This window comes from Providencia sp. PROV129, assembly GCF_028482245.1.
In the GTDB taxonomy this organism is placed as follows: domain Bacteria; phylum Pseudomonadota; class Gammaproteobacteria; order Enterobacterales; family Enterobacteriaceae; genus Providencia; species Providencia vermicola.
In genome coordinates, this window is sequence record NZ_JAMPQD010000011.1 from 127,727 (window position 1) to 154,461 (window position 26,735).

Consider the following 26,735-nt stretch of genomic DNA (forward strand, 5'->3'; position numbering starts at 1 on the left):
TTTTTTGATTATTGGCAAACACTATGAAACGATTGACTATCGGCTTAATTGGTAACCCCAATGCAGGTAAAACAACCCTTTTTAACCAGCTAACAGGGTCAAGACAGCGCGTCGGTAACTGGGCTGGCGTCACCGTTGAGCGCAAGGTTGGCCGCTTTCACACGGATGACCACAAAATTGAGCTTGTCGACCTCCCTGGCACCTACTCGCTCACGACCATTTCGGAACAAACCTCCCTCGACGAACAAATCGCCTGCTACTTTATTTTAAGTGGCGAAGCTGACATGTTGATTAACGTCGTCGATGCGTCGAACCTAGAACGCAATCTCTATCTCACATTACAACTCGTTGAGTTAGGCGTCCCCTGTATTGTCGCCTTGAATATGTTGGACATCGCCCAAAGCCAACATATTGATATCGATATTGCTAAACTGGAAAAACAGCTGGGCTGCCCTGTGATCCCAATGGTTTCAACCCGTGCAACAGGTATCGATAAACTGAAAAAAACCATTGATACTCATCCAAAAAATAACCAAAAAGCCCTTGTTGAATATCCACCACAGCTATTACAAGCTGTTGATTCATTGTCTGAACAAATTTCAGCTCAACAATTTAGCCACCAACAACGCCGCTGGTTAGCCCTGCAAATTCTAGAAGGGGATATTTATAGTCGCCAACGTGCTGAAATTTCAGAAACGCAATTACAAGCCACTCGCCAGCAACTCACTGAAACATTAAATGAAGAACCTGAACTTCTGATTGCTGATGCGCGTTATCAATCTATTGCGACCATTTGCCAAGCGGCGATCAACAATAGTGCCGCTGAACCTAACCGACTGACGCAATCACTGGATAAATTTATCCTCAACCGTTGGCTAGGCGTCCCCATTTTCTTGTTTGTGATGTACCTGATGTTCGTCCTTGCCATCAATATTGGTGGGGCACTTCAGCCGTTCTTTGAAGGTGCCTCTGAGGCAATATTTATCCATGGTATTCAGTGGGTTGGTGCCTACTTTAGTTTCCCTGATTGGCTCACTATCTTCTTGGCTCAAGGTGTTGGTGGCGGTATTAATACCGTTCTGCCATTGGTACCGCAAATCGGGATGATGTACCTGTTCCTTTCCATCCTTGAAGACTCAGGCTATATGGCACGAGCCGCTTTCGTGATGGACAGATTGATGCAGGCGCTAGGCCTACCGGGCAAATCGTTTGTTCCATTAATCGTCGGCTTTGGTTGCAACGTCCCATCGATTATGGGCGCTCGTACCCTTGATGCCCCACGTGAAAGGCTGATTACCGTTCTGATGGCGCCGTTTATGTCTTGCGGCGCAAGGCTGGCAATCTTCGCGGTATTTGCCGCAGCTTTCTTTGGTAAAAATGGCGCGAGTGTCGTGTTCTCCCTGTATATTTTAGGGATTGTGGTCGCTATCCTCACGGGGCTTTTACTCAAACATACCCTCATGCGTGGCGAAGCATCGCCATTCGTGATGGAACTACCCGTGTACCACGTGCCGCACGTCAAAACGTTGTTAATTCAAACGTGGCAGCGCTTAAAAGGCTTCGTGGTGCGTGCAGGTAAAGTCATTGTTGTGGCGAGTATCTTTATCGGCGCACTCAATAGTTTCTCGTTCTCAGGTAAACCTGTTGATAACATTAATGACTCAGCTCTAGCTTCAGTCAGTAAAGTGATCACCCCTGCATTGCAGCCAATCGGTGTTCACGCCGACAACTGGCAAGCAACCGTGGGCTTGATTACGGGAGCGATGGCAAAAGAAGTGGTTGTTGGGACGTTGAATACCCTCTACACCGCCGAAGCGATTACCTCGGAACCGTTCGATGCAGAGTCCTTCAACTTATGGAATGAGCTGGAAGATGCAGTATCTGAAACATGGGATAGCTTAAAAGAAACCTTTACCCTAAGCGCGTTATCGAACCCAATCGAAGCTAGCAAAGGGGATGGCGAAATGGAATCAGGCTCAATGGGCACTATGGCCGCGAAATTTGGCTCAGGTGTCGCCGCCTATAGCTACCTGATTTTTGTCTTACTGTATGTGCCTTGTGTGTCGGTCATGGGGGCAATTGCTCGCGAAACGAACAAAAGCTGGATGAGCTTCTCCATCTTCTGGGGACTGAATGTGGCCTATAGCCTGTCAGCACTGTTTTACCAAACCGCAACTTTCAGTGAGCACCCACAAAGTAGCTTAATGACTATTGTGGCTGTTGTGGTGTTTAATATTGCCCTGTTCATGTTCCTACGTCGCATGCGTAGCCGCGTGACGTTGAATATTAAAAGCAAAACCGCACAGCAGTGCTCTGGCTGCTCTAGCAATACCTGCCACTAAGGACTAAACGATGATCAGCTTGCTACAAGTGAGAGATTTGATTGCTTTATACGGGCAAGCTGACATCGCGTTACTTAGCGAGCAACTCAACACCCCAACGCCAATGATAAAAGCGATGGTGGAAAAGTTGGAAAGCTTAGGAAAAATTGAGCAGGTGGATATAAGCGCCTGCTTAACGGGCTCCAGCTGCAAAGGCTGCCCAGAAAGCACCGACTGCGCCCATTTTGTTTATAAGATGAAATAAGCCACAACCTCAGCGGCTTACTCGCTTTACTCTTCCAATCGGCTTTGAAAATCCAGTAAATATTCACAAAACTCATCGGGGTGCGAAATAAACGGTGCATGGGCACTATTGCGCATAATCACGGATGGAGAGTTTGGATAAAGCGTATCCAACATAGGCACTATTTTTCGCGGCACTAAACCATCAAGGTAACCATAAATCCGTAAGAACGGCACAGGTAAACTCTTCAATTCTTCACGTAAATCTTCTGTTCGCAATGATTCAAGCCCCGCATTTAACGTTTCCACCGTTGGAATAGGTTGTTCAAGCACCACTGATTTTAAAGTGCGTGCATCGGTGCGGGCGCTTTCGGTACCTAAAGTTTGCAACGCTAAAAAGCGCTCAACGGTTCGATGAAAATCCGCGGCAAGCTGTTGTTCAAAACCCAATAATACTTCAGGCCGAATACCCGCCCAATCCTCATTAGCTCTAAAGCAAGGGGAGGATGCAACGGTAATCAGCCCTTGAACTTCATGAGGGTGATCCAGTGCAATTCGACTGGCAACTAGTCCACCCAGCGACCACCCTAACCAAATGGCGTTTTTCGGGGCGTATTCCCACAAAATATCTGCCATGGATTGAATGTTCATTGGTGCAAAATCTTGGCTCCGCCCATAACCTGGCAAGTCAACGAGATGAACACGAAAATGCGGCGCGATTCGCACAATAATTGTTTGCCAAACTTGCGCATTCAACCCCCACCCGTGCAGCAACACAAGATCTTGTTTTCCTTCGCCGACGGTCTGCCAATATAGCTTTGCCATGGTTACACTCTCTTTATTCAATCAACATTTTTTAACGGAATATCATCATGCTATCAATGGAAGGGGCATGTTGGCTATGCCATCAATCACTCAATTTAAGCTGCCAAGGTATTTGCAGTTTTTGCCTGAAAAGCTTACCAACTATGCCGAAGTGCTGCCCACGCTGTGCACTGCCCAGTGAACTCGAAACACTGCAATGCGGTCGTTGCTTAAAACAGCCCCCTGCTTGGCAACGTTTAATTACCGCCGCACCCTATCAAGCTCCATTACGTAAGCTTATTCATCACTTTAAGTTTAATCAACAATCGCAGCTCGCTTTTGCTTTAGCACGCATTTTTGTTTTATTTTGGCTGCAGGGTTACCGCGAAAATACATGGCAAAAACCCGACCTCATTATGACCATTCCCTTGCATCGTCATCGATTATGGTGGCGAGGATTTGACCACATGGCGTTAATAGGCGAAAATTTATCCAGATGGTTAAATATCCCCTATTCGCAAAATTCATTACTGCGTAGTCGTGATACACTGGCGCAGATTACATTAAAACGTGAACATCGCCGAAAAAACCTAAAGGGAGCATTTACCTTAGAAACTACGGTTTCTGGCCTACATGTCGCCATTCTCGATGATGTTATTACGACAGGTTCGACAATGAATACAGCCGCACAATTGTTGATTTGTGCGGGAGCGCGCACTGTTGATGCGTGGTCACTCTGTCGCACCTTGTAGGAAAGGGGTAAATGGGCGTATTATAACCAACTAAAGCAGTCAACTATTATTGAGCAAATGATTATGATTAATATTACTGAAGCAGCACAGGCTCATTTTGCCAAGTTGTTGGAAAATCAAGAGCCAGGAACCCAAATCCGTGTATTTGTCATCAACCCAGGTACACCAACAGCTGAGTGTGGCGTTTCATACTGCCCGCCAGGTGCCGTTGAAGCAACAGATAAGGAACTGAAGTTCGAAAAATTATCTGCTTATGTTGATGAAATTAGCGCGCCTTTCTTAGAAGAAGCCGAAATTGATTTCGTTACCGACCAACTGGGTTCACAACTGACGCTTAAAGCACCAAACGCAAAAATGCGCAAAGTCTCTGATGATGCACCATTAATCGAGCGCGTTGAGTACGTTTTACAGTCACAAATTAACCCACAATTAGCCAGCCACGGCGGCCGTGTTTCCCTAATGGAAATTACCGATGAAGGCTTTGCTATCCTGCAATTTGGTGGTGGTTGTAACGGTTGTTCTATGGTCGATGTCACCTTAAAAGAAGGTATCGAAAAAGAATTACTGAAAATGTTTGATGGTGAGTTAAAAGGCGTTAAAGACCTGACTGAACACCAACGTGGCGAGCACTCTTTCTACTAATTGCCACTGATATCTGGCACCTGTTTTTCTGCTTACAGGTGCCGTATTCGTTTTTTATGGGGTTTTCCCCGCTATATTCGGTATTTTATGGACCATTTTGAGACACTAACACCAGAGCAAGCTTATCAACATTGGTTGGAAAGCTCTGCCGTACTTGTTGATGTACGTGATCCACAAAGCTTCCGCGCAGGTCATGCTAGCGGTGCTTATCACCTCACCAATGAGTCGCTGAGTCAATTTTTAGAACAAACAGATTATGAACAACCCGTTATGGTAATGTGCTACCACGGGCACAGCAGCCAAGGCGCAGCACAATACCTGATAAACATCGGCTATGAATCTGTTTACAGCATTAATGGCGGGTTTGAAGCCTGGTTAAGGGAATATCCACAAGCCGTCACGGCGCTCTAGACGAGAAAACGCATTCATGATCCACATCACTTCCTTTGCTAACCCAAGAATGGCGCAAGCATTTGTTGACTATATGGCAGGGCAAAATATCCATTTAAGCCTTAAACCCTCCCAAGAACAAGCGCTGTATGAACTTTGGTTGGAAGATGACCAATTTCTTAATCAAGTCCGTCAAGAGCTTGATACTTTCCTGCAAAACCCAAATGACCCGCGCTACCTTGCTGCTAGCTGGCAAACAGGTAATACCGATGCGCAATTTCAATACCGCAATTTTCTCACTTGGGGTTACCTGAAAGAACAATCAGGGCCACTCACAATTGCTGTTATTCTGCTATCGATTATTGTATATCTTTGGGTAGAAATGACCGATGCTCGTGAAGTATTACGTTACTTAGCGTGGCCAATTGGAGACCAACAATCAGAACTTTGGCGTTGGATAAGCCCCGCCTTTGTGCATTTTTCACTGTCACATATTGGGTTTAACCTTGCGCTATGGTGGTTTTTAGCTGGCCAAGTTGAACGCAAGCTGGGAACAGGAAAGCTCTTTACTATTTTATTAGTCTCCGCCCTGTTTAGTAACTGGGGACAATCGCTGTTTAGCGAAAACAACTTTGGGGGCTTATCGGGTGTCGTTTATGCCCTAGTTAGCTACGTTTGGCTAACAGGTGAGCGCAACCCAGAAAGCGGCGTGAATGTTCCCCGAGGGTTAATGATTTTCTCAATTATCTGGCTCTTTTTTGGTTACTTCGATATTTTAGGGATGCATATTGCGAATGCCGCACACACTTCAGGGTTAATTATCGGCTTATTGATGGGAGTGTGGGATAATAGGCACAGCTTTATTAAACACCAGAGTTCCAGATAATACATTTTAATAATTAGAGGCTAACGCTGTGAAACAAACCCAGAGACATGATGCAATCGTTGAACTTGTGCGTCTTCAGGGATATGTCAGTACTGAAGAACTTGTCGAGCATTTTGAGGTTAGCCCTCAAACCATCCGACGAGACCTCAATGACCTCGCTGAACAAAATAAAATTCAGCGGCACCACGGTGGCGCAGCACTGCCTTCAAGCTCCGTAAACGCGGCATATCATGACCGCAAAATCATGTGGTCAGATGAAAAAGCCCGTATTGCGCAGCATGTCGCGAGCCAAATTCCTGATGGTGCGACGCTATTTATTGATATCGGAACCACGCCTGAAGCTGTGGCCCATGCGTTGGTTAACCATAAAAACCTGCGTGTTGTTACCAATAACCTAAACGTCGCCACGTTACTCATGCCAAAAGAAGACTTCCGCTTAATTTTAGCGGGGGGTGAAGTACGCTCGCGTGATGGTGGTATTGTGGGTGAAGCGACCCTCGATTTTATCTCTCAATTCAGGTTAGATTACGGCATTTTGGGCATTAGCGGCATTGATATGGACGGCTCGCTACTGGAGTTCGATTATCATGAAGTGCGTACAAAACGCGCCATTATTGAAAATTCACGTTGCGTGATGTTAGTCACCGATCACTCTAAGTTCGGCCGTAATGCAATGGTCAATCTCGGTAATATGAACTTAATCGACTATTTATTTACCGACAAACAGCCGCCAGACAGCATTCTCAAAGTGATTGAGCAACATAACGTTCAATTAGAGCTTTGTTAATCAATACGTTATTCTCATGGTGGTAGTGCTAACTACCACCACTCTTAATGATATCCCTTTTCTACTTTAACTTTCTAACTGTTATTTCCTTTTTCTTTTTCGCTCAAAAATGTTTTTTCCTGCCTATATACCATTATTTTATTTGTGGTTATTGAAAAAAAATTGTTACCAATATCACGCAGTTGTTATTTTTCTTATTAATAATAGTTGGCATCACTATTCATTTTGACTACAATCAAATGAGCGAAAACGAACATTATTGAAAGTGTTTCGAACATCTCAGGGGGATGCATGGAAACTAAAGACTTGATTGTCATCGGCGGCGGGATCAACGGCGCTGGTATTGCAGCTGACGCTGCAGGTCGTGGATTATCGGTATTGCTGCTCGAAGCTCAAGACTTAGCGAGTGCAACCTCATCAGCGAGTTCAAAGCTGATCCATGGTGGCTTACGCTACCTAGAACATTATGAATTCAGATTAGTCAGTGAAGCACTGGCTGAGCGCGAAGTCTTATTACGACTGGCACCGCACATTGCGTTTCCAATGCGCTTTCGTTTACCTCACCAACCTCATTTACGCCCTGCGTGGATGATCCGTATCGGTCTGTTCCTTTATGACCATTTAGGTAAACGTGTGAGCCTACCAAGCAGTAAAAGCTTAAAATTCGGCCAAAACTCTGTGCTGAAACCTGAATTAACCAAAGGGTTTGAGTACTCAGATTGTTGGGTTGATGATGCGCGTTTGGTTGTTCTAAACGCTCAAGAAGTGGTACGTAAGCATGGTGAAGTTCGCACTCGCACAAAAGTGACTCGTGCTTATCGTGAAAATGGCTTATGGGTTGTTGAAGCACAAGACTTACGTACAGGCGAAACTCTCACTTGGAAAGCGAAAGGACTGGTGAATGCAACGGGTCCATGGGTGAAAGAATTCTTCGACGATGGCTTGAAATTAAAATCGCCATACGGCATTCGCTTAATTAAAGGTAGCCATATCGTTGTTCCACGCGCTCACGATGAACCACAAGCTTACATCCTGCAAAACGAGGATAACCGTATTGTCTTTGTTATTCCGTGGATGGATGAGTTCTCAATCATCGGTACAACAGATGTGGAATACAAAGGCGATCCAAAAGACGTCAAAATTGATGACAAAGAAGTCAGCTATTTACTCAAAGTGTACAACGATCACTTCAAAAAACAGTTAACCGTTGAAGACGTGGTATGGGATTACTCAGGCGTTCGCCCACTGTGTGATGATGAGTCTGACTCACCGCAAGCAATTACCCGTGACTACACATTAGATATTCACGATGAGCAAGGCCAAGCACCGTTACTGTCTGTATTCGGCGGTAAATTAACCACTTATCGTAAACTAGCTGAAGCTGCTGTGAATAAGCTCGCCACTTATTACCCGAACGCAGGTAGCCCGTGGACGAAAAATGGTCAATTACCAGGTGGTGATATCGAAGGTTGCGACCGTGATGGCTATGCTCGCGTATTACGCCAACATTATCAATGGCTTCCTGAAGGGATCGCGCTGCGTTATGCAAGAACTTACGGCAGTAACAGCAAACTGATTTTGGATGGCGCAAACTCGCTCAGTGATCTCGGCGAATCATTCGGTGCCAACGTCTATGAAGCCGAACTACGTTACTTAGTGGAAAATGAGTGGGTAACAGAATTGGATGATGCTATCTGGCGTCGTACTAAATTGGGCATGTGGCTGAATGATTCAGAAAAACAGCGCATTGCACAATGGTTGTCAGAGCACACCTCTGCATAATCGTAAAAATCTCGTTGTTAGTACAAAGCCAGTCAACTTGAATTGACTGGCTTTTTTATATTTTAAGTCTATATGTTGCTTAAATTGATTTTCTTTGTCTATAATATGCACGGCTTTTATCCCATCACTTAACTTAGCAGGTACTCCCTACGATGAATTAAGCACTGCCAGAAAATATTTTCCAATACCACCTTGGTATTCATTTTTCTGTTCCTGGCAGGCAACGCTATTCATCGACGCTTCTTGATAAGTCAACGACGTTGTCTGCACTCTTTATTTTTGGAGGTGCCTATGACAATTGCGTGTCACTTTTCACAACTGAATATCGAATTTAACCAAACGGCCCTGTTCCCCCCTCTAAGCGGGACATTATCTTGTCAAAAAAATGCCTTAATTGGCCATAATGGTCGAGGTAAATCCGTACTCATGCAGTTACTGGCTCAAGTATTCGTGCCAACACAAGGTGATGTACATTGGAATATGCCTTTTATCCATGTTAATCAACTCACCCGCTTAACAGGAGAAACTCTCGTCGATGCCTTAGGTATTACCTCGCTCTATCATGCCTTTTCTCGTATTGAAGCGGGTAATGGAACTCAACCCGATTTTGAGTTAGTCGACGACAAATGGCATTTACCGTCTCAATGGCAAAATTTGCTAGATTCCGCACGGTTGCCCGTTTCGATGGAAACCCCTATCGCCCATCTCAGTGGTGGCGAGCGCACGCGCCTTGCTCTATGTCGTGCCTTTTTACAGCAAGATAGCTTTCTACTGCTTGATGAACCAGATAACCACTTAGACACCAGAAGCCGTCAATGGCTAAGCCAAAAACTGACTGAGCACAGAGCAGGTAGCCTTGTTATCTCTCATAACCGAGCATTGCTGGGTGAAATGGCAACGATTTTTGAACTCACCGAGAAAGGTTTACAAGAATATGGGGGAAATTATGCGTTATATGACACGCAGAAGAATTTCGAAATCGCGGCGATTGATGCCCAAGCTGCGCGTTTAGAAAAACGTATTAACCAAGAAAAAAAGCAACTACAAACCACGTTACAAAAAGCCGCTCAACGGAAAAAACAAGGAGAAAAAATCCGTTATGGTGGCTCTCAGTCCTTACTGCTACTCGATATGCAGAAAAACCGTGCGGAAAAAAGGCGGTCTAATGTTGCCGACCGCCATCAACGGGTGATGGATAATTTGCAAGGACAACAACAAGAAAACCAAGAGAAAATACACCATATCAAGCAGCAAAAAATGGTCATTGCCTACCAGTGTGAGGGGAAAAAAGTGACGATTTTCGCTTCCGATCTTTGCTTGCCCTATGGCCATTTATCACCTCTATCATTCACCGTATACAGTGGGGAGCATTGGCATATTCAAGGTGATAATGGTTGTGGTAAATCCACCTTACTTAAAGTACTTGCAGGGCACCTGAAAGCCCAATCGGGCGAATCCCGCCTAAGTGGATGTTTTTGCTATTTAGACCAACACCTAAACTTACTCGATAAAACGCTACCCGTTGGCGAGGCACTCCACCAACACCAACCCATATTTACGGTTGAACAATGGCGGACACAACTAGGCATGTTACGGATTCGAGGCGATAAATCCTTGCTACCACTACAACAACTGAGTGGGGGCGAACAGCTCAAAGCCACATTATTAGCGCTGACCCATAGCCCGAATCCACCTGCGATTTTGTTACTCGACGAGCCAGATAACCATCTGGATTTAGAATCGAAGCAATTACTGGAGGATGTATTAAACAATTACCAAGGTACATTGCTATTGGTTTCCCATGATAACGCCTTTATTGAGCGCTGCAATATTACCCATACATTGAATCTTTCTAACGAATAGAATAATTAACCACCTTCGAAAGAGGTGGTTAATTATTAGCGAATAAACGTGTTTTTAACGCGGTTAGAAACTAAAAAATACGGTATCCATAACACACAATAGAAGCTGCCATTAATCGCGGTGATAACGTTTGAGTAATTAATTTCCATACCGAATGTATAAGGGAATACAAAGCGGGCAACAAACACCATCAAGGTATATAGCAACATGGTTATGATAAACAACCACTTCGCACTTTTTTTCCATTTAACTGCTGCAATAAAAGTCCACAATAGTAATGCAATGATAACCCCATAACCCGTTTGCAATAGGTAATAACCCATTGAAAAACCTGGCACATAAAAGTCAGAGCCCACTTGTGTAGCAAGCGGCCAAACCGTTTTTACTTGAGAGACTTCTTGCATTAACATCATGACCATTTTATACAACATATAAAACAGCCCAATAACTGGCCAAATCAACCAACCACCGAGTCCTTCAAGCATTTTTTTCGGGGCCTGCGGGACGACTTGAGCGACAACCTGCTCTAATTGAACCGTGGATTGAGAATTCTCCATTTAACAAACCTTTGTATTCTGTATTTTTTCTTCAATGTATTTTTTGAGTACAGTCGCTTGATTATGTTCTGTATTTTTTGCGCTATACAATAATGTCACATGACCTTGCTCCGCCTGCTCAACTAACCTTTGCCAAGCCTCGGTGTTATTCAATTCCTCGCAATAGCGCTGCACAAATTGCTCGAATTGATCGGTATGTTGATGGAACCATTTTCGTAACTCATTAGAGGGAGCCACTTCTTTATTCCACTCATCACACTGTAAATCGATTTTTTTAATCCCTCGAGGCCATAGCCTATCGACTAAGACACGATAGCCATCATTCTTAGTCACAGGGTCATACACTCTTTTGCAATAAATCATCACTTCACCTCAATGACGGTATTTAATTCACAAAAGTATTTTTTACCCGCTTAGAAACCAAAAAATACGGTATCCAAATTGCGCAGCCAATCAGGGCACGAAAAATGTCGCGAATATCCGATGCTTCAACCTCTAAATCTAATAATGTTCCTGCCAATATAATATCTGAAATAGTCAGCACTAAAGCAAATAGCTGGAAGAAAATGTAAATTTTGATCGTGAGCTTTTTCTTCGTAAAAAAGATGTAACACAAGAAAAGCAATAAAGTATATAAAATCGCATTCCCTAAAAGCTCAAAATAGATAAGTTCTTTAAATAAGGGTATAAATGTATCGGATTGGGAGTTCGTTAACTCATCCCAATACTCAATAACCTGGATATTTTGCCCGTAAATTGCAAATGGAAGAATAATAACGGATAGCACGATCCCTAACATGGGTAAAATCAGCCAACCACCTATCCCTGTTAGTTCAGGCTTAGGAGAGGCTGGAGGGTTATGAGATGAACTGCGATCTTCAGTTTTCATTTCACTTCCTTATTCGCTGTAAACACCATGTCAGTGACGAAATAATCCATCTTACTAAGATAACATATTTGTTCACTAAAATATGAGTTACCTAATGCACCAATACACAATATATTTGGATTAAAGAAAAATCTTATCAGGTCATCATAATGCAAACATTCACTGTTAATTTACCTCTTCCACAACCTTATCGCTCTGCGGATTTTTTTGCCTTCCATTTAAGAGACCAACAAAATGTGGCAGAGATTGTTGTCGACAATTGTTTGCAAAAAGGCCTAATTTGGCAAAATCATCCCGCCAACATTCAGCTAGCCATTGAAAGCCAGCATGCAACAATTTCTTTAGATATTGATTCTTCGAATATTTCCCCTACTGAAACAGAACTCAGCACCCTTGGGAAACACTTATTGGGTTTACATCAACCCATTAATGAATTTGAAATGCACTACCTAACAGACCCAGTGCTTGGTCAACTCATTGAAAAACAAAAGGGATTAAGAATTTATCAATCCTCTAATGCTTTCGAGGCTTTAGTATGGGCGATTATTGGGCAACAAATTAGTGTCCATGCCGCTATCGCTATCCGTCGGCGCTTTATACAAGCCGTGGGCACACAGCACTCATCAGGAATTTGGTGTTTTCCTGATATCCAACAAGTGGGTTTAGTCAGTGATGATACACTCAGACAAACAGGGTTTTCATTAGGGAAAATTGTTGCTCTTAGAGCGTTATGTGAAGCAATTAAAACCCAACAGATTGATTTATCTATACAAGTGACCCATGACAATGCCGATGTGGTAACAGAACAACTGCTCAAAATTAAAGGAATTGGCCCTTGGACGGTCAGTTATGCACTCTTGCGGGGCTTTAATTATCTCAATGGCTCTTTGCATGGCGATGTCGCGGTAAGGCGTAATTTACAAACCTTATTAAACAGCCAAGAACAACCGACCGCGAAAGAGACAGAGAAATGGTTAGCGCAATATTCCCCATGGCGGGCACTTGTCGCTGCTCATTTGTGGCGTAGTCAATCTGCAGCAGGCTATTAATTTATGGTCGATAAAAAGAAAGCCCAATCAATTGATTAGGCTTCTTTATGAACGAACAACAGGTATTAACGTAGCCAGTTAGTTTTCACCAATTGCACCACTTCATCACCGCGCCCGCTCATAATGGCTTTTAGCATATATAAGCTAAAACCTTTGGCTTCCTGAGCAGCAATTTCTGGTGGCATTGAAAGCTCTTGTTTTGCAGTTAAGACATCCACCACCACAGGGCCATCATGGGCAAAAGCCTCTTTAAGTGCGCTATCGAGATCTTCACTTTTTTCCACACGAATACCTTTGATACCTGCAGCGTTCGCAATTGCAGCAAAATTCGGATTATGCAAATCTGTTCCTGCTGTTAAGAAACCCGCGACTTTCATTTCCATTGCTACAAAGCCCAATACCCCATTATTATGAATAATGATTTTTACTGGCAATTGCATTTGTGAAAGAGAAATAAAATCCCCCATTAACATGCTAAATCCACCATCACCACACATGGCAACCACTTGGCGTGTTTTATCAACAGCCTGCGCACCAATTGCTTGTGGCATCGCATTCGCCATAGAACCATGATTAAACGAGCCAATTAAACGGCGCTTACCATTCATTTTCAAATAGCGTGCTGCCCAGACCGTTGGCGTACCCACATCACAAGTAAAGATTGCATCATCATCGGCCAGTTCACTAATTTTAGTTGCCAAGTACTGTGGATGGATGAGCCCTTCATGCCCTGGTTTTGCGAGATCATCTAACCCTTTACGCGCTTCCTCATAATGCTTCAATGCGCTCTCAAGGTGTTTTTTATCTTGTTTAGTTTGTAGATGCGGCTGCAAGGCATCCAGAGTTGCTTTAATATCACCAATCAGCCCCATATCGATATGGCAATGAGAACCTAAGCTCCCTGCATTAATATCAACTTGAATAATTTTTGCATCATTTGGGTAGAAAGGACGATATGGGAATTGCGTTCCGAGTAAAACAACCGTATCGGCGTTCATCATTGCATGGTAACCCGATGAAAAGCCGATTAAACCTGTCATTCCCACGCTGTACGGGTTATCCCACTCAATATGTTCTTTACCGCGCAGTGCATGAACTACAGGTGCTTTTAGCGTTTCTGCCAGTTTGACCACTTCATCATGTGCCCCTGCACAACCATTACCACAAAATAATGTAACATTTTTGGCTTCATTTAAAGCTTGCGCTAATTGTTCGATTTCAGAGCGCTGTGGCATGATCAATGGGGCTTGAGGCTGATACCATGTTTCTTTGGCGGTCTCTGGTGCATCTTTTAATGCAATATCCCCTGGAATGACAACAACGGATACCCCTTTGTTCAGAATTGCTTTACGCATTGCAATGCCAAGCACTTGTGGGATTTGTTCTGGGTTAGAGACCATCTCACAATAGTGGCTACATTCACGAAATAGTTCTGTTGGGTGGGTTTCTTGGAAATAATTGCTGCCAATTTCACTTGATGGAATATGTGCTGCAATCGCCAATACAGGTACTCTGTTACGATGACAATCATATAGTCCATTAATAAGATGCATATTTCCAGGCCCACAAGAGCCTGCACAAACGGCTAGTTGCCCAGTAAGCTGGGCCTCTGAGCCCGCAGCAAATGCCGCCACTTCCTCGTGACGAGTGCCTAACCATTCAATTGCCCCTTGTCGGCGCAAACTGTCGGTTAAGCCATTCAATGAATCTCCAGTAACGCCCCAAATACGTTTAACACCTGCGTTATCAAGTACTTTTGCAATATAGGATGCAACACTCTGTTTTTTCATAATGGCACTCTTCTCAGTCGGAGGTCATACACGCTTGATAAAATACAGCGCGTATTCTTTTAGAGTTTGGTAAAATTCATTTTAAATCTTACTGTACTCTCTGATTATCAAACTTATTTAAAATCATTTATTTGATTGTAACCAAGTCAATTATTCATTCCTACTTATCAAATCCATTATAAAACAGAACGACACAATCCTCCGTTATTATCAAAAGAAGATGATGATAACGGAATAAATTAAGAGACTATTGTTAATATTAATCACTGCCATATAGATATCGTAAAATGATTAGCATAATTACCTAATCAATTTGAGAATGATTAAGTTATACTTTCCACAGTAAAACACCTGTTTGATACCCAGCACCAAATGACCAAAATACAATAATATCACCTTCATGAAGTAACCCTTTTTTCAAACGATGTGCATAGGCAACTAATGGGCTATTTCCGCCTGTATAACCATACTCATCACCAATATATTCAATCTGCTCCCAGGAAAGATTTAATGCATTTTTAATCATTCCAATATAATTTCTTGATAATTGAGAAAAGAAAAAACAAGAAACATCATTCAATTTTAAATGATGTTTTTCCAACTGGAATTGAATGGCTTCTATCGCAAAGGGCACACAGAGCTCTCCTGTAAAATTATCCCAGTGAAATTTCTCTTCTTGCATATTTTGGCTATGCGACAATCCATAGTGTGGAAATACAATCGTATCGGCATACTGACTATCAGTGTAATATTGACTATCGATGAGCCCAGCGCCTGAGTTGTCCTTTACTTTATCGAGTATCATTGCAACCGCCGCATCCCCAAATAAAGCCTCAGGGAAAAACTCATGTGGTTTTGCATATCGAGAAACTTGATCTGTAGAGATAATCAATGCTCTGCAATAGGACGCTTTTAATTTCAGCATCATGGCCGCTTGTTCAAGAACTGCCAGCATACTTAAACAATTTATATTCATATCGATACAAATACAATTGTGTTTAATATTGAACTTTCGATGAATAAATAATGCGTGAGTTGGCGATAAATACTCTACCGTCGTTGATGCGAAAATAATAATATCAATATTACTATCATCCACTATCGGCTCTGCTGATTTAAATGCCATCGTTAATACATTTTCACTTTCAAGGTCAGAAACATAACGCTGTCGCTTACCTAATGATTCAAATAGATTATTAATATTTTTAATATCGCCATGCTTTTTGATAAAATATTCATTCCCCCTAATTTTTGCAGGATGATAAACATTAATCGCTGATATTTTCACGGAATTGTTCATATTACCCCCTATATTCATGGAGTATTTAGCATAGTTCAAATCAGCAAAAATAAAATACAACATATTGATTGTTATAGTTTTTATTATATATAATCAACATTGTTAGCCTAATGCATTATTGATATAAGTAACATGTTGTTACAAACCTAACCCGCTAAAATAAAACGCTAAAAATTCTTTTTTTTCGGCATTAAAAGCCAAGTATTTTACATTCTAGCGATATTAATGTATTATTGGTAACTAGTTTGATTATTCTCAGGTGGTTATTTTGCTCTATTTACAAAAAAAAGTGCTCTCTATTTCTCTCTCTAACTCTACTGTATTACTCCATTATCTAGCTCAATTTTAAATTTTAAAAACTGAACAAAAATTCATACAGCGACTATTATAAATGATAGGACTTTACACGTTGTTTAAGTATGAAAACCCACACCTTAAATGTGATTTATCTCGTTGTTGAAATTCAAATAAGAGGATGGTTTCATGAAATTCAAGAAGAAAAAAGAAAAACCATTAAATATTAATGACATTACAATCATTGATGATGGTAAATTAAAAAAAGCAATTACCGCTGCTTCACTGGGTAATGCGATGGAATGGTTTGACTTTGGTGTATATGGCTTCTTAGCTTACGTATTAGGTCAAGTTTTCTTTCCAGACGCATCACCGAGCGTCCAGATGATTGCTGCACTAGCGACATTCTCCGTGCCCTTCTTAGTTAGGCCATTAGGGGGAGTGGTATTTGGTATCTTAGGTGATAAGTATGGTCGACAAAAAGTGTTGTCGATGACCATTATCATTATGGCGATAAGTACGTTCTGTATTGGTTTGATCCCATCATATGAAAGCATCGGTATTTGGGCACCAATCTTGTTATTAATTGCTAAATTAGCACAGGGCTTCTCTGTCGGTGGGGAATATTCAGGGGCTGCAATTTTTGTTGCCGAATATTCACCTGACCGTAAGCGTGGCTTTATGGGCAGTTGGTTAGACTTTGGTTCTATCGCAGGTTTCGTGCTAGGTGCAGGTGTAGTCGTGCTAATTTCCAGTATCGTTGGAGAGGCAAACTTCCATGATTGGGGCTGGAGAATTCCGTTCTTCTTAGCCTTACCTTTAGGGATCATTGGGTTATATCTTCGCCATTCCCTTGAAGAAACGCCCGCTTTCCAACAGCACGTTGAATCACTGGAAAAACAAGACAAAGCCAATATTCAAAATCCACCCAAAGTTTCAGTACGCGAAGTGGCATCGAAGCATTGGAAAAGCTTATTAATTTGTGTTGGCTTAGTGATTGCAACTAATGTCACGTATTACATGTTGCTGACTTACATGCCAAGTTATTTATCACATAACCTAAATTATTCAACTGACCATGGTGTGCTAATAATTATCGCCATTATGATTGGCATGCTATTTGTTCAACCCGTGATTGGCTTAACCAGTGATAAAATTGGCCGTCGCCCATTTGTTATTATCGGTAGCGTAGGTTTAGTGCTATTGGCTTACCCTGCTTTTATGCTAATTAACAGCGGCTCAGTTGGGTTAATTTTTGTAGGATTACTGATCCTTGCGATATTGCTAAACTGTTTTACTGGAGTCATGGCATCAATTTTACCCGCGATTTTCCCAACGCATATTCGTTACAGTGCCTTAGCCATTGCCTTTAATATCTCAGTATTAATTGCAGGTGCTACCCCAACTGTTGCAGCTTGGTTAGTCGAATCAACCACAGATTTATACATGCCAGCCTATTACTTGATGGTGATTGCATTGATTGGCTTATACACAGGTATTCGCATGCCAGAAACAGCCAATAAACCGTTGCGGGGTGCAACACCAGCGGCGTCGGATAAAGCCGAGGCGAAAGAAATCTTGAGTGAACATTTTGACAATATTGAGCAAAAAGTTGAAGATATTGACCAACAAATTGCTGAACTTGAGAAAAAACGCCAGTCGTTAATTAACCAGCATCCTAAATTAGATTAACGCCTAGGAGGAAAGCGGTGGCAGCCAAGCATCTTATCTGGTTTCGTCATGATTTACGCGTCACAGATAATAAAGCCCTTTCCTCGGCCTGCGCTGACCCGCAGGCCAATGTCATCGCCCTCTATACCGCCACGCCCGAACAGTGGAAACAGCATGATGTCTCTGTACGGCAAATCGCCTTTATTCATCAAAACCTTGTCGAATTACAACATTCCCTTGCTCAGTTAGGTATCCCACTCATTTGCCATACTGTGGATAATTTTGTAGATGCCGCTAAATGGGTACTAAATTACGCCAAAGAACAGCAGGCGGATGCCCTGTTTTTCAATCGGCAGTATGAATGGAATGAAAAGAAACGTGATGAGTGGTTGATAGAACACGCATCACCAATGCATGTCCATACTTTTGATGATGCGCTGTTGCTCCCACCTGGCGCAGTAACAAATCAAAAAGGTGAGATGTACCAAGTTTATACCCCATTTCGCCGTGCTTTTCTAACCCAACTCACTGTCACAGACTACCGTTCCTTACGTGCCCCTGCTCAGCGCTCAAAGCCGTTAGAGATTAAAACAATCCTGCCGCTATTTCCTCATGAGGATCAAAACATCGCGCAATCTTTCCCTGCAGGTGAACAAGCTGCCTTAAAGCAGCTCAGGCAGTTTTGCGCTAAAAAAGTTACAGATTACCAACATGATAGAGATTTCCCCTCCATTAATGGCACTAGCCAGCTATCGCCATACCTCGCGATTGGAGTGTTATCCCCTCGCCAGTGCATCAATCGTTTGCAAGCTGAAAACCCACAATTTCTTGACTACCCTGATAGCGGCGCATTCACTTGGTTAAATGAATTAATTTGGCGTGAATTTTATACTCACCTTTTAGTGGCATTTCCTCGCCTGTGCCGCCACCAGCCCTTTATTCATTGGACACAATATATTCATTGGAATGATTCACCTACCGATTTTGAGGCATGGAAAATCGGACAAACGGGCTACCCAATTGTTGATGCAGCCATGCGGCAGCTGAATACCACAGGCTGGATGCATAATCGGTTACGAATGATTGTGGCGAGTTTCTTAGTCAAAGATTTACTCATTGATTGGCGGGAAGGGGAAAAATACTTTATGACCCAGCTGATTGATGGGAGTTTAGCGGCGAATAACGGCGGCTGGCAATGGTCAGCCTCTACAGGTGTGGATGCCTCCCCTTGGTTTCGTATTTTCAACCCGACCACACAAGGGAAAAAGTTTGATGCTCAGGGCACGTTTATCCGCTATTGGCTCCCTGAATTAAATGGAGTCCCTGATAAATATATCCATACCCCCCATGAATGGGCAGAAGAAAACAATATAGCCATTGATTATCCGAAACCTATCGTTGATCACAAACAGGCGCGTTTAAACACACTGGATGCGTTTGAAGCAGGTAAACGCAATAGTCTTAAATACGATAAATAGCAAAGTTATTATTTGTGTTAAGGGTTATTATGCAAGCCTAATGATAAGGAGATGCAATCGATGAGCGTAATTTTACAGGTAGACTTTCCATACCAAGGCCCATGGGGCGAAGAAATGACGGCAGCAATGAATGATTTAGCTCAGTCAATCAACCAAGAACCTGGTTTTATCTGGAAGATTTGGACTGAAAACCAACAAACTCAAATGGCAGGTGGAGTTTACATGTTTGCTTCTGAGCAAGAGGCAAACGCATATTTAACCAAACACAGTGCGCGTTTAAAAGCCTTTGGTGTGCCTGATGTCCGAGGGGAAATTTTTGCCGTGAACACCGCACTCAGCCAACTTAACCAAGCGCAGTTTATCGCAAAATAAGCACTTATTGGCGATGAAATTCAAATAGCATCACATCAGAGGTAAATGAGCCATCTGCTTGTAATGCAAAATGGTGTTTCACTTCATCACTGAGCGTGTTTTGAAATTGGCGAATTGCCTCAACTAAAGGTTGTGGCGTTCGCATCCGTTCAACCCAACTGGTAAATTCAAGGGGCAAACGGAAACTTTGAACACCACTAACAAATAGTCCTGCATTGTTGAACATCCCTGCCCATTCCCCTGCGGAATAATCGCGAATATGCGATGTATCCCTTAAAACTTCAACGGTTTGCAGATAAATATCCAACAATGGGTGACCTGGTGAAACCACATCAATAAAAATGCCTTTTCCACCCACTTTTAATACACGGCGGACTTCACGCAGCGCTTTTTCAACATCATGCCAATGGTGTGCAGAATAGCGGCTAATCACCCGATCAAAATGATTATCTGCAAATGGCAGTTGTTCAGCTGTGCCTTTGCAGGTCGCGATATTGGTTAATTGGCGCTCTTGCGCGTTTTTCGCCACAACACTCAGCATCGAGTCGGACAGATCATATGCTGTGACAGATTTAACCCATGGCGCGGTATAAAAACTCGCATGCCCTGCACCACAGCCAAGGTCAAGGACATCCTCAGCTTGGCAACTCTGTAACAACCTCTGCAAGGCGAGTAAATCTTCACCTTGCGCATGAACTTGACTGGTTAAATAGGCGTTGGCTTGCTCATCAAATTGCTGATAAACCGCTTGATGGTGCGTTTTCATTTCTGTTTCCTGACATTTTGTTAGCGATTTCCCATCACAACAGAAAATGATTGAAAAAGCACCTATTTGTTTGTAACCGTTTCATCACAATCATGGTTAATGAAAATCCCCATGACGGCGTTCCACCAGCGTCAAAATGCTATAAAGTGCCACGGCTGTATCGTCTTGGTTAAAGACTTGCACATCCCATTCAACAACACCATTTGGTTTATCTTCGGCTAATTTCTGTGGTTTTTTTATCTTTTTCTTGCACGTTAGACGAACTTGTATCGTATCGCCAATTTTTACGGGTTCGATAAAACGCAAATTTTCCATGCCATAATTTGCGATAACTGGCCCAACGCCTGCATCAACAAACAGACCTGCTGCGGCTGAAACCACAAAATACCCATGGGCAATACGTTCACCAAACAGTGATTGTGCCGCCCCGATTTTATCCACGTGCACATAGAAATTATCACCACTGAGGCAAGCAAAATTAGCAATATCGGCCTCCGTCACCGTACGCCTTGCTGTAAGCAACGTATCGCCTATCACTAAGTCTTCAAAATGTTTTCGAAATGGATGAACAACATCAGTTACCATCTCCGCACCACGGATCCACTGCTGGCTAATCGCGGTTAACATCGATGGGCTCCCCTGAATGGCTGTGCGCTGCATATAATGCTTCACCGCTCTCAATCCACCCAGTTCTTCACCGCCACCTGCACGCCCAGGCCCACCATGCACTAGTAGAGGTAGTGGTGAGCCGTGCCCTGTTGATTCTGTCGACGATGCCTCATTTAATACCAACATGCGTCCATGTGCGCGTGCACTTGCTCGGATCACTGATTGAGCGACCTGTGCATCCGATGTCACTAATGTGCCCGCCAAGCTACCGCCCCCGAGAATGGCAAGTTGCACCGCTTGTTCAAGGCTTTCATAACTCATTAACGTCGCAACAGGGCCAAATGCTTCAGTTTCATGGACGGCCGAAGATTTAAATGGCTCTGCGCAGTACAATAATGTCGGTGGATAAAAGGCACCGTTTTGGCTATCAGCACCGATGACCGCTAATTGTTCAAACTGCCCACCACAGAGTACTTCACAGCCATTGTTTCGTAGATAATCCACTTTCGTCTGCACATCTTGGCGCTGTTCTAAATTAATCAACGCCCCCATGCGTACCCCATCAACTGCGGGGTCACCAACTGTCGTCGCCGATAACCGTTTAAGCAGTGCTTGTTTAACATTGTCTAACTGATTTTTCGGTACAATAATACGACGAATGGCCGTGCATTTTTGCCCTGCCTTTGCGGTCATTTCACCGGTCACTTCTTTAATAAACAATGCAAATTCAGGCTGTTCTGGCTGCACATCATTCCCTAAGATCGCACAATTCAGTGAGTCGGCTTCCATGGTGAAAGGCACTGATTTTTCTATGATACGCGGATGGGATTTAAGTTTTTGCCCTGTGGAGGCTGACCCTGTGAACGTGACGACATCCTCAAAATCAAGGTGATCAAACATATCCCCGACGCCACCACAAATCAGCTGAATAGCCCCCGCAGGTACCAAACCACTGTTGACCATCAGCTTGACCATCGCTTGGGTGACTTGAGCCGATGCTGTCGCAGGCTTGATAATGGCAGGCATACCCGCTAGCCATGTAGGTGCCAGTTTCTCTAGCATTCCCCAACAAGGAAAATTAAAAGCATTGATATGCAGCGCCACGCCACGGCGAGAGGTCAAAATATGATGGCCAATAAATTGCCCCTGCTTAGACAAAGGAACCGTGTCACCTTCAGGCCAAATGGTGTCATCGGGGAGCTCTCTACTTGCCAAACCTGAATAGGCAAATAACGTCCCAATACCCCCTTCAATATCCACCCAGCTATCTGCTTTTGTTGCCCCTGTTTGCGCTGAAATCGCATAGAGTTCCGCCTTATGCTCCAACAAATACTTGGCCACCGCTTTAAGCATCTGCCCCCGTTGCTGGAATGACATAGCAGATAGCGCCTCCCCTCCAACTTCTCGCCCATAGGCCAGACTGTCAGATAAAGGAAGCCCCTCGGTTGTCACCGCGTATAAAGCCTGATTAGTAAGTGCATGATAGATCGCCCGCTCTTTACCATTACCCTGTACCCACTTCCCCATAATGTAACTTGTTAAATGCTGCATATCTCACTCCAGAAATAAAGAAAATAAACAAAACCAATATTTAAATATGTATCATAAAAACAATCATAGATGCCAATTTAAATTTAACAAATTAAAAACAAATTTGCATAAATCTAAGTTCCCACTCAAATCCATACAAAAAACAATGAATGTATATTATTGATTTTATGCTATTTATAATAAAACCTTGTGAAGTGCCTCGCAGAATTAAGTTAATGAACATTGATCTTTATGTTAAATATTCCTAGCATCAATGTTAAATATAAATGATTCATTATTTTAAATTAAAAAACATTTTTCGAATCACTTAATGGAAAAATCAATGAGCGAGCAAAATCAGGCAAACTTCGAGGCCAAAATCGAAGCAGATATTTCCATCGAGCCTAAAGATTGGATGCCCGATGCATATCGACAAAATCTTATTCGCCAAATAGGCCAACATGCTCATTCAGAAATTATCGGCATGTTACCTGAAGCGAATTGGCTAACCCGCGCCCCCACACTAAGACGTAAAGCAATCTTACTCGCCAAAATTCAAGATGAGGCTGGCCATGGCCTTTATCTATACAGCGCAGCAGAAACCCTTGGCTGTTCTCGCCAAGATATCTACCAAAAGCTGCTTGATGAAAAAATGAAGTATTCCTCGATATTTAATTACCCCACGTTGAGTTGGGCTGATGTAGGCGTAGTTGGCTGGTTAGTCGATGGAGCCGCGATTGTGAACCAAGTCGCGCTATGCCGTGCATCCTACGGCCCTTATGCACGTGCAATGGTGAAAATTTGTAAAGAAGAAAGTTTCCACCAACGCCAAGGTTATGAAGCCGTGATGGCCCTAGCAGAAGGCACTGAAGCACAAAAGGCGATGTTACAAGATGCAATAAATCGCTTCTGGTGGCCTGTTCTCACCATGTTTGGCCCGAATGACTCCGATTCTCCGCACAGTGCACAAAGTATGGCGTGGAAAATCAAACGCTTTAGTAATGACGAACTCCGTCAAAAATTTATCGATAACACTGTGCCACAAGTCGAAGCACTCGGTATGACCATTCCTGATCCTGATCTCATGTGGGATAACGAGCTGGGTCACTATCGCTTCGGGGAAATTGATTGGGCAGAGTTTTACCAAGTGATTAAAGGTAACGGCATTTGTAACCATGAGCGCCTGGGTGCAAAGCGTAAAGGCTGGGAAGACGGAGCATGGGTACGCGAAGGTGCCATGGCACATAGTCGCAAGCAAAAGTCCATAAAATCCGCAGCGTAGTTTACTGACCAATGCTCAGAAAAGGAAAATACCATGAATAACCAAGATTGGCCTTTATATGAAGTTTTTATTCGCAGTAAACAAGGTTTGGCTCACCGCCATGTCGGAAGCTTACATGCCGCAGACGACCAAATGGCGCTAGAAAACGCCCGTGATGCCTACACTAGACGCAGCGAAGGTTGCTCGATTTGGGTCGTCAAAGCTGCCCATTTAATTGCATCGCAGCCTGAAGATAAAAGCACATTCTTTGACCCTGCGGATACCAAGGTTTACCGCCATCCAACTTTTTACACCATCCCTGATGGCATCAAGAATATGTAAGGAGCTTTCATGAAACAGCAACAACAGCTCCACCAATACACATTAAGACTTGGCGATACCCCGCTGATCCTCGCACAACGCCTGTGTGAGTGGTGCGGCCATGCACCAGAGCTTGAAATTGACCTTGCTCTGTCCAATATCGGTTTAGATTTATTAGGGCAGGCTCGTAACTTCTTAAGCTATGCAGCACAACTAAAAGGGGCTGAGCATGATGAAGATACTTTAGCCTTCCTACGTGATGAGCGGGAATTTAGCAATCTATTGCTCGTTGAACAACCAAATAATGGGTTTGATGACACCTTAGTCCGCCAGTTTTTTATGGATGCCTATCACGTTCCATTATACGAATCACTAATTCATAGCCGTGATGAACAATTATCAGCCATTGCGGAAAAATCACTGAAAGAAGCAATCTATCATCTACGTTTTAGTCGCAATTGGATGATCCGTCTAGGCGATGGCAGCGAAGAAAGCCACCAAAAAATTCAGCGCTCCGTTAATGAATTATGGCGTTTTACTGGGGAGCTATTTCACGCAGATGATATTGAAATTTCCCTCAGTGAAGTTGGTATTGCCGTTGATCCACGCACTTTGCAAGAAACTTGGTTAGCAACTATTAATGAAACGTTTTCCCAAGCCACGCTTGCAGTACCAGAACAAGCAGCTTATCGATTAGGTGGTAAGCAAGGTAGTCATACTGAGCATTTAGGCCTGTTATTAACGCAATTACAATTTGTGCAACGGGCTTATCCAAATTGCCAATGGTGATGTTATGGAACAAAGACAGCAACATTGCGAATTACAATCGCCACAAGTTCATCAGATCTGGCAACAGCTTCAGCAAATTCCCGATCCTGAGCTACCAGCGTTGTCTATTACCGATCTTGGCATGATCCGCAATGTGCTCCCTGCTGGTCAAGGCTGGAAAGTTATATTTACACCCACATATTCTGGCTGTCCAGCAACTGAATTTTTAATCAATGAAATCAAGACTGTTCTTGGAGATGCTGGTTTTCAAGATATCAATATTGAAGTCATGTTAACGCCAGCTTGGACAACTGACTGGATGAACCAAGACGCTAAAAGGCGCTTACGTGAATTTGGTATCGCGCCACCACAAGGCACATCATGCGAACATCCTGAGCACAAAGGTGCTATCCGATGCCCTCGCTGTGATAGTGAACACACTCAAAAGATCAGTGAATTTGGCTCGACTGCCTGTAAAGCACTATATCGATGCACTGAATGCTTAGAGCCATTTGATTACTTTAAATGTATATAAGGGCACCCTTATGACTGTATTCCATCGTTTAAGTATTGCCGCTATTGAGCGCGACACCCCAGATGCTGTCGCGGTGACATTCCGTGTTCCAGATGCATTACGTGAGCAATACCGTTATCGCCCAGGGCAACACCTCACATTAAAAGCGTCAATTGACGGTGAAAACCTACGCCGTTGTTATTCAATTTGTAGTTCACCTGATGAAAATACCCTAAAAATTGGGGTAAAAGCGATTTACGAAGGGCGTTTTTCTAACTTTATCAACCAACAATTAGCAGTAGGTGATAGCCTCGATGTTATGGTTCCTCAAGGACAATTTGGCTACCAGCCGCAAGCGCACACCCACGCGCATTATCTTGCCATTGCTGCGGGTTCAGGGATCACTCCTTTACTTTCCATCATAAAAGCCACATTACAGACGGAGCCTAAAAGCAGTTTTGTACTGATTTATGGTAATCGTAATAGCCGTTCGGTGATGTTCAAAGAAAGTATTGCTGATCTCAAAAACCGTTTTGCGCAACGCTTCCAAGTACTCTATCTATTCAGCCAAGAACAGCAAGATAGCGAACTTCTAACAGGGCGAATTAGCCAAGCCCAGCTCACCGCAATAGGCAAAACCTTATTGAATTTTAAGCAGTTTGATCGAGCCTTTATTTGTGGTCCAGAAAGCATGATGGATGAAGTACATGACACATTAGTCACTTATGGCATGCCAAAAGAATTTGTGCACACCGAACGTTTCAATACTTCAGGGACAAAATTCAAACCCACTTCAGCAACATTAACTGAAAGCCGCCAAGTTAGCATTCACTTGGATGGCCGCACCATGAATATCAGTATGGATAGCCAAGACGACAGTATTCTTGATGCGGCATTACGCCAAGGTGCCGATTTACCCTACGCCTGTAAAGGTGGAGTTTGCGCAACCTGTAAATGCAAATTGCGCTCAGGTGACGTGGAAATGGGAGTGAATTACAGCCTAGAGCCAGACCAAATTGCAGACGGCTATATTCTTAGCTGCCAAGCATGGCCTAAAGGTGATGGTGTTGTTCTGGATTTTGATGTGTAGGAGCCG

26 protein-coding genes are annotated in these 26,735 nt (G+C 43.3%); 18 read left to right on the forward strand and 8 right to left on the reverse strand.

Annotation, left to right across the window (positions count from 1 at the left end):
• Window positions 1–23: 23 nt before the first annotated feature.
• Together feoB and PSF27_RS08700 are read left to right on the forward strand one after the other, a co-directional pair.
• Complete coding sequence (feoB, locus tag PSF27_RS08695; RefSeq protein ID WP_272681283.1) at window positions 24–2,342, forward strand: Fe(2+) transporter permease subunit FeoB; 2,319 nt, start codon at window positions 24–26, stop codon at window positions 2,340–2,342.
• A 10-nt stretch (window positions 2,343–2,352) separates the two neighbouring features.
• The gene (locus PSF27_RS08700) at window positions 2,353–2,586 is read left to right on the forward strand and encodes a FeoC-like transcriptional regulator (RefSeq protein ID WP_206085003.1); all 234 of its coding nucleotides are present in this window, start codon (window positions 2,353–2,355) and stop codon (window positions 2,584–2,586) included.
• A 26-nt stretch (window positions 2,587–2,612) separates the two neighbouring features.
• On the opposite strand, the gene bioH is transcribed toward PSF27_RS08700, so the two are convergent.
• Window positions 2,613–3,389 carry a pimeloyl-ACP methyl ester esterase BioH gene (gene bioH, locus PSF27_RS08705; RefSeq protein WP_272681284.1) on the reverse strand — a complete coding sequence of 259 codons (777 nt, stop codon included), beginning with the start codon at window positions 3,387–3,389 and terminating at the stop codon, window positions 2,613–2,615.
• 47 nt (window positions 3,390–3,436) lie between these two features.
• On the opposite strand from bioH, the gene PSF27_RS08710 reads away from it, so the two are divergent.
• The 7 genes from PSF27_RS08710 to PSF27_RS08740 all read left to right on the forward strand — a co-directional run bounded on the left by PSF27_RS08710 (window position 3,437) and on the right by PSF27_RS08740 (window position 10,470).
• Window positions 3,437–4,120, forward strand: coding sequence for a DNA utilization protein GntX (locus PSF27_RS08710; RefSeq protein WP_206085011.1), 684 nt, complete (start codon window positions 3,437–3,439; stop codon window positions 4,118–4,120).
• Between the two features lie 63 nt (window positions 4,121–4,183).
• Complete coding sequence (gene nfuA, locus PSF27_RS08715; RefSeq protein WP_047756247.1) at window positions 4,184–4,762, forward strand: Fe-S biogenesis protein NfuA; 579 nt, start codon at window positions 4,184–4,186, stop codon at window positions 4,760–4,762.
• A gap of 87 nt (window positions 4,763–4,849) precedes the next feature.
• Window positions 4,850–5,173 (forward strand): thiosulfate sulfurtransferase GlpE, encoded by a 324-nt coding sequence (gene glpE, locus PSF27_RS08720; RefSeq protein ID WP_047756248.1) that lies wholly within the window; start codon window positions 4,850–4,852, stop codon window positions 5,171–5,173.
• Window positions 5,174–5,189: 16 nt separating this feature from the next.
• Window positions 5,190–6,038 carry a rhomboid family intramembrane serine protease GlpG gene (glpG, locus tag PSF27_RS08725; protein ID WP_272538913.1) on the forward strand — a complete coding sequence of 283 codons (849 nt, stop codon included), beginning with the start codon at window positions 5,190–5,192 and terminating at the stop codon, window positions 6,036–6,038.
• 28 nt (window positions 6,039–6,066) lie between these two features.
• Window positions 6,067–6,825, forward strand: coding sequence for a DeoR/GlpR family transcriptional regulator (locus PSF27_RS08730; RefSeq protein WP_225820094.1), 759 nt, complete (start codon window positions 6,067–6,069; stop codon window positions 6,823–6,825).
• Window positions 6,826–7,116: 291 nt separating this feature from the next.
• Window positions 7,117–8,607: a glycerol-3-phosphate dehydrogenase gene (glpD, locus tag PSF27_RS08735; RefSeq protein ID WP_272538912.1), complete on the forward strand. Its 1,491-nt coding sequence runs from the start codon at window positions 7,117–7,119 to the stop codon at window positions 8,605–8,607.
• A 291-nt stretch (window positions 8,608–8,898) separates the two neighbouring features.
• The gene (locus tag PSF27_RS08740) at window positions 8,899–10,470 is read left to right on the forward strand and encodes an ATP-binding cassette domain-containing protein (RefSeq protein WP_272681285.1); all 1,572 of its coding nucleotides are present in this window, start codon (window positions 8,899–8,901) and stop codon (window positions 10,468–10,470) included.
• 35 nt (window positions 10,471–10,505) lie between these two features.
• On the opposite strand, the gene PSF27_RS08745 is transcribed toward PSF27_RS08740, so the two are convergent.
• The 3 genes from PSF27_RS08745 to PSF27_RS08755 are packed head-to-tail and all read right to left on the reverse strand — an operon-like array spanning window position 10,506 to window position 11,916.
• The gene (locus tag PSF27_RS08745; RefSeq protein WP_272538910.1) at window positions 10,506–11,027 is read right to left on the reverse strand and encodes a DUF2569 family protein; all 522 of its coding nucleotides are present in this window, start codon (window positions 11,025–11,027) and stop codon (window positions 10,506–10,508) included.
• Window positions 11,028–11,390: a DUF488 domain-containing protein gene (locus PSF27_RS08750; protein ID WP_206085024.1), complete on the reverse strand. Its 363-nt coding sequence runs from the start codon at window positions 11,388–11,390 to the stop codon at window positions 11,028–11,030.
• Between the two features lie 22 nt (window positions 11,391–11,412).
• Window positions 11,413–11,916, reverse strand: a complete 504-nt coding sequence (locus tag PSF27_RS08755) for a DUF2569 domain-containing protein (RefSeq protein ID WP_272681286.1) — start codon at window positions 11,914–11,916, stop codon at window positions 11,413–11,415.
• 149 nt (window positions 11,917–12,065) lie between these two features.
• Here PSF27_RS08755 and PSF27_RS08760 point away from each other — a divergent pair, with 149 nt between their 5' ends.
• Window positions 12,066–12,965, forward strand: a complete 900-nt coding sequence (locus tag PSF27_RS08760) for a DNA-3-methyladenine glycosylase family protein (RefSeq protein WP_272681287.1) — start codon at window positions 12,066–12,068, stop codon at window positions 12,963–12,965.
• A 65-nt stretch (window positions 12,966–13,030) separates the two neighbouring features.
• On the opposite strand, the gene poxB is transcribed toward PSF27_RS08760, so the two are convergent.
• Together poxB and PSF27_RS08770 are read right to left on the reverse strand one after the other, a co-directional pair.
• Window positions 13,031–14,755 carry a ubiquinone-dependent pyruvate dehydrogenase gene (gene poxB / locus PSF27_RS08765; RefSeq protein WP_272681288.1) on the reverse strand — a complete coding sequence of 575 codons (1,725 nt, stop codon included), beginning with the start codon at window positions 14,753–14,755 and terminating at the stop codon, window positions 13,031–13,033.
• A gap of 328 nt (window positions 14,756–15,083) precedes the next feature.
• The gene (locus PSF27_RS08770) at window positions 15,084–16,043 is read right to left on the reverse strand and encodes a 3-oxoacyl-[acyl-carrier-protein] synthase III C-terminal domain-containing protein (RefSeq protein WP_272681289.1); all 960 of its coding nucleotides are present in this window, start codon (window positions 16,041–16,043) and stop codon (window positions 15,084–15,086) included.
• A gap of 495 nt (window positions 16,044–16,538) precedes the next feature.
• Between PSF27_RS08770 and proP the strand changes: the two genes are divergently transcribed.
• From proP to PSF27_RS08785, 3 genes are read left to right on the forward strand one after another with little or no spacing between them, the layout of a single operon-like run.
• Window positions 16,539–18,041 (forward strand): glycine betaine/L-proline transporter ProP, encoded by a 1,503-nt coding sequence (proP, locus tag PSF27_RS08775; protein WP_206085039.1) that lies wholly within the window; start codon window positions 16,539–16,541, stop codon window positions 18,039–18,041.
• 17 nt (window positions 18,042–18,058) lie between these two features.
• A complete protein-coding gene (gene phrB / locus PSF27_RS08780) occupies window positions 18,059–19,498 on the forward strand; it encodes a deoxyribodipyrimidine photo-lyase (RefSeq protein ID WP_272681290.1) in 1,440 nt (479 codons plus the stop codon).
• Window positions 19,499–19,558: 60 nt separating this feature from the next.
• Window positions 19,559–19,870 carry a monooxygenase gene (locus tag PSF27_RS08785; RefSeq protein WP_206085043.1) on the forward strand — a complete coding sequence of 104 codons (312 nt, stop codon included), beginning with the start codon at window positions 19,559–19,561 and terminating at the stop codon, window positions 19,868–19,870.
• Window positions 19,871–19,874: 4 nt separating this feature from the next.
• Here PSF27_RS08785 and PSF27_RS08790 read toward each other — a convergent pair whose 3' ends face one another.
• Both PSF27_RS08790 and paaZ read right to left on the reverse strand, forming a co-directional pair.
• Window positions 19,875–20,684: a class I SAM-dependent methyltransferase gene (locus tag PSF27_RS08790; RefSeq protein WP_272681338.1), complete on the reverse strand. Its 810-nt coding sequence runs from the start codon at window positions 20,682–20,684 to the stop codon at window positions 19,875–19,877.
• A 48-nt stretch (window positions 20,685–20,732) separates the two neighbouring features.
• A complete protein-coding gene (paaZ, locus tag PSF27_RS08795) occupies window positions 20,733–22,796 on the reverse strand; it encodes a phenylacetic acid degradation bifunctional protein PaaZ (RefSeq protein ID WP_272681291.1) in 2,064 nt (687 codons plus the stop codon).
• Window positions 22,797–23,118: 322 nt separating this feature from the next.
• Between paaZ and paaA the strand changes: the two genes are divergently transcribed.
• The 5 genes from paaA to paaE are packed head-to-tail and all read left to right on the forward strand — an operon-like array spanning window position 23,119 to window position 26,729.
• Window positions 23,119–24,057, forward strand: a complete 939-nt coding sequence (paaA, locus tag PSF27_RS08800) for a 1,2-phenylacetyl-CoA epoxidase subunit PaaA (RefSeq protein WP_306803736.1) — start codon at window positions 23,119–23,121, stop codon at window positions 24,055–24,057.
• A 33-nt stretch (window positions 24,058–24,090) separates the two neighbouring features.
• The gene (paaB, locus tag PSF27_RS08805) at window positions 24,091–24,378 is read left to right on the forward strand and encodes a 1,2-phenylacetyl-CoA epoxidase subunit PaaB (RefSeq protein ID WP_225820082.1); all 288 of its coding nucleotides are present in this window, start codon (window positions 24,091–24,093) and stop codon (window positions 24,376–24,378) included.
• A gap of 9 nt (window positions 24,379–24,387) precedes the next feature.
• A complete protein-coding gene (gene paaC, locus PSF27_RS08810) occupies window positions 24,388–25,146 on the forward strand; it encodes a 1,2-phenylacetyl-CoA epoxidase subunit PaaC (RefSeq protein WP_272681293.1) in 759 nt (252 codons plus the stop codon).
• Window positions 25,147–25,150: 4 nt separating this feature from the next.
• On the forward strand, window positions 25,151–25,660 hold the full coding sequence (paaD, locus tag PSF27_RS08815; RefSeq protein WP_272681294.1) for a 1,2-phenylacetyl-CoA epoxidase subunit PaaD: 510 nt from the start codon (window positions 25,151–25,153) through the stop codon (window positions 25,658–25,660).
• 10 nt (window positions 25,661–25,670) lie between these two features.
• Window positions 25,671–26,729 (forward strand): 1,2-phenylacetyl-CoA epoxidase subunit PaaE, encoded by a 1,059-nt coding sequence (gene paaE / locus PSF27_RS08820; RefSeq protein WP_272681295.1) that lies wholly within the window; start codon window positions 25,671–25,673, stop codon window positions 26,727–26,729.
• Window positions 26,730–26,735 lie beyond the last annotated feature (6 nt).

Excerpts from the sequence above, each read along its gene's own strand:
- feoB (WP_272681283.1), top strand. The coding sequence starts at position 24 with ATGAAACGATTGACTATCGGCTTAATTGGTAACCCCAATGCAGGTAAA.
- PSF27_RS08700 (WP_206085003.1), top strand. The coding sequence starts at position 2,353 with ATGATCAGCTTGCTACAAGTGAGAGATTTGATTGCTTTATACGGGCAA.
- bioH (WP_272681284.1), bottom strand. The coding sequence starts at position 3,389 with ATGGCAAAGCTATATTGGCAGACCGTCGGCGAAGGAAAACAAGATCTT.
- PSF27_RS08710 (WP_206085011.1), top strand. The coding sequence starts at position 3,437 with ATGCTATCAATGGAAGGGGCATGTTGGCTATGCCATCAATCACTCAAT.
- nfuA (WP_047756247.1), top strand. The coding sequence starts at position 4,184 with ATGATTAATATTACTGAAGCAGCACAGGCTCATTTTGCCAAGTTGTTG.
- glpE (WP_047756248.1), top strand. The coding sequence starts at position 4,850 with ATGGACCATTTTGAGACACTAACACCAGAGCAAGCTTATCAACATTGG.
- glpG (WP_272538913.1), top strand. The coding sequence starts at position 5,190 with ATGATCCACATCACTTCCTTTGCTAACCCAAGAATGGCGCAAGCATTT.
- glpD (WP_272538912.1), top strand. The coding sequence starts at position 7,117 with ATGGAAACTAAAGACTTGATTGTCATCGGCGGCGGGATCAACGGCGCT.
- PSF27_RS08740 (WP_272681285.1), top strand. The coding sequence starts at position 8,899 with ATGACAATTGCGTGTCACTTTTCACAACTGAATATCGAATTTAACCAA.
- PSF27_RS08745 (WP_272538910.1), bottom strand. The coding sequence starts at position 11,027 with ATGGAGAATTCTCAATCCACGGTTCAATTAGAGCAGGTTGTCGCTCAA.
- PSF27_RS08750 (WP_206085024.1), bottom strand. The coding sequence starts at position 11,390 with ATGATTTATTGCAAAAGAGTGTATGACCCTGTGACTAAGAATGATGGC.
- PSF27_RS08755 (WP_272681286.1), bottom strand. The coding sequence starts at position 11,916 with ATGAAAACTGAAGATCGCAGTTCATCTCATAACCCTCCAGCCTCTCCT.
- PSF27_RS08760 (WP_272681287.1), top strand. The coding sequence starts at position 12,066 with ATGCAAACATTCACTGTTAATTTACCTCTTCCACAACCTTATCGCTCT.
- poxB (WP_272681288.1), bottom strand. The coding sequence starts at position 14,755 with ATGAAAAAACAGAGTGTTGCATCCTATATTGCAAAAGTACTTGATAAC.
- proP (WP_206085039.1), top strand. The coding sequence starts at position 16,539 with ATGAAATTCAAGAAGAAAAAAGAAAAACCATTAAATATTAATGACATT.
- PSF27_RS08785 (WP_206085043.1), top strand. The coding sequence starts at position 19,559 with ATGAGCGTAATTTTACAGGTAGACTTTCCATACCAAGGCCCATGGGGC.
- paaZ (WP_272681291.1), bottom strand. The coding sequence starts at position 22,796 with ATGCAGCATTTAACAAGTTACATTATGGGGAAGTGGGTACAGGGTAAT.
- paaA (WP_306803736.1), top strand. The coding sequence starts at position 23,119 with ATGAGCGAGCAAAATCAGGCAAACTTCGAGGCCAAAATCGAAGCAGAT.
- paaB (WP_225820082.1), top strand. The coding sequence starts at position 24,091 with ATGAATAACCAAGATTGGCCTTTATATGAAGTTTTTATTCGCAGTAAA.
- paaC (WP_272681293.1), top strand. The coding sequence starts at position 24,388 with ATGAAACAGCAACAACAGCTCCACCAATACACATTAAGACTTGGCGAT.
- paaD (WP_272681294.1), top strand. The coding sequence starts at position 25,151 with ATGGAACAAAGACAGCAACATTGCGAATTACAATCGCCACAAGTTCAT.
- paaE (WP_272681295.1), top strand. The coding sequence starts at position 25,671 with ATGACTGTATTCCATCGTTTAAGTATTGCCGCTATTGAGCGCGACACC.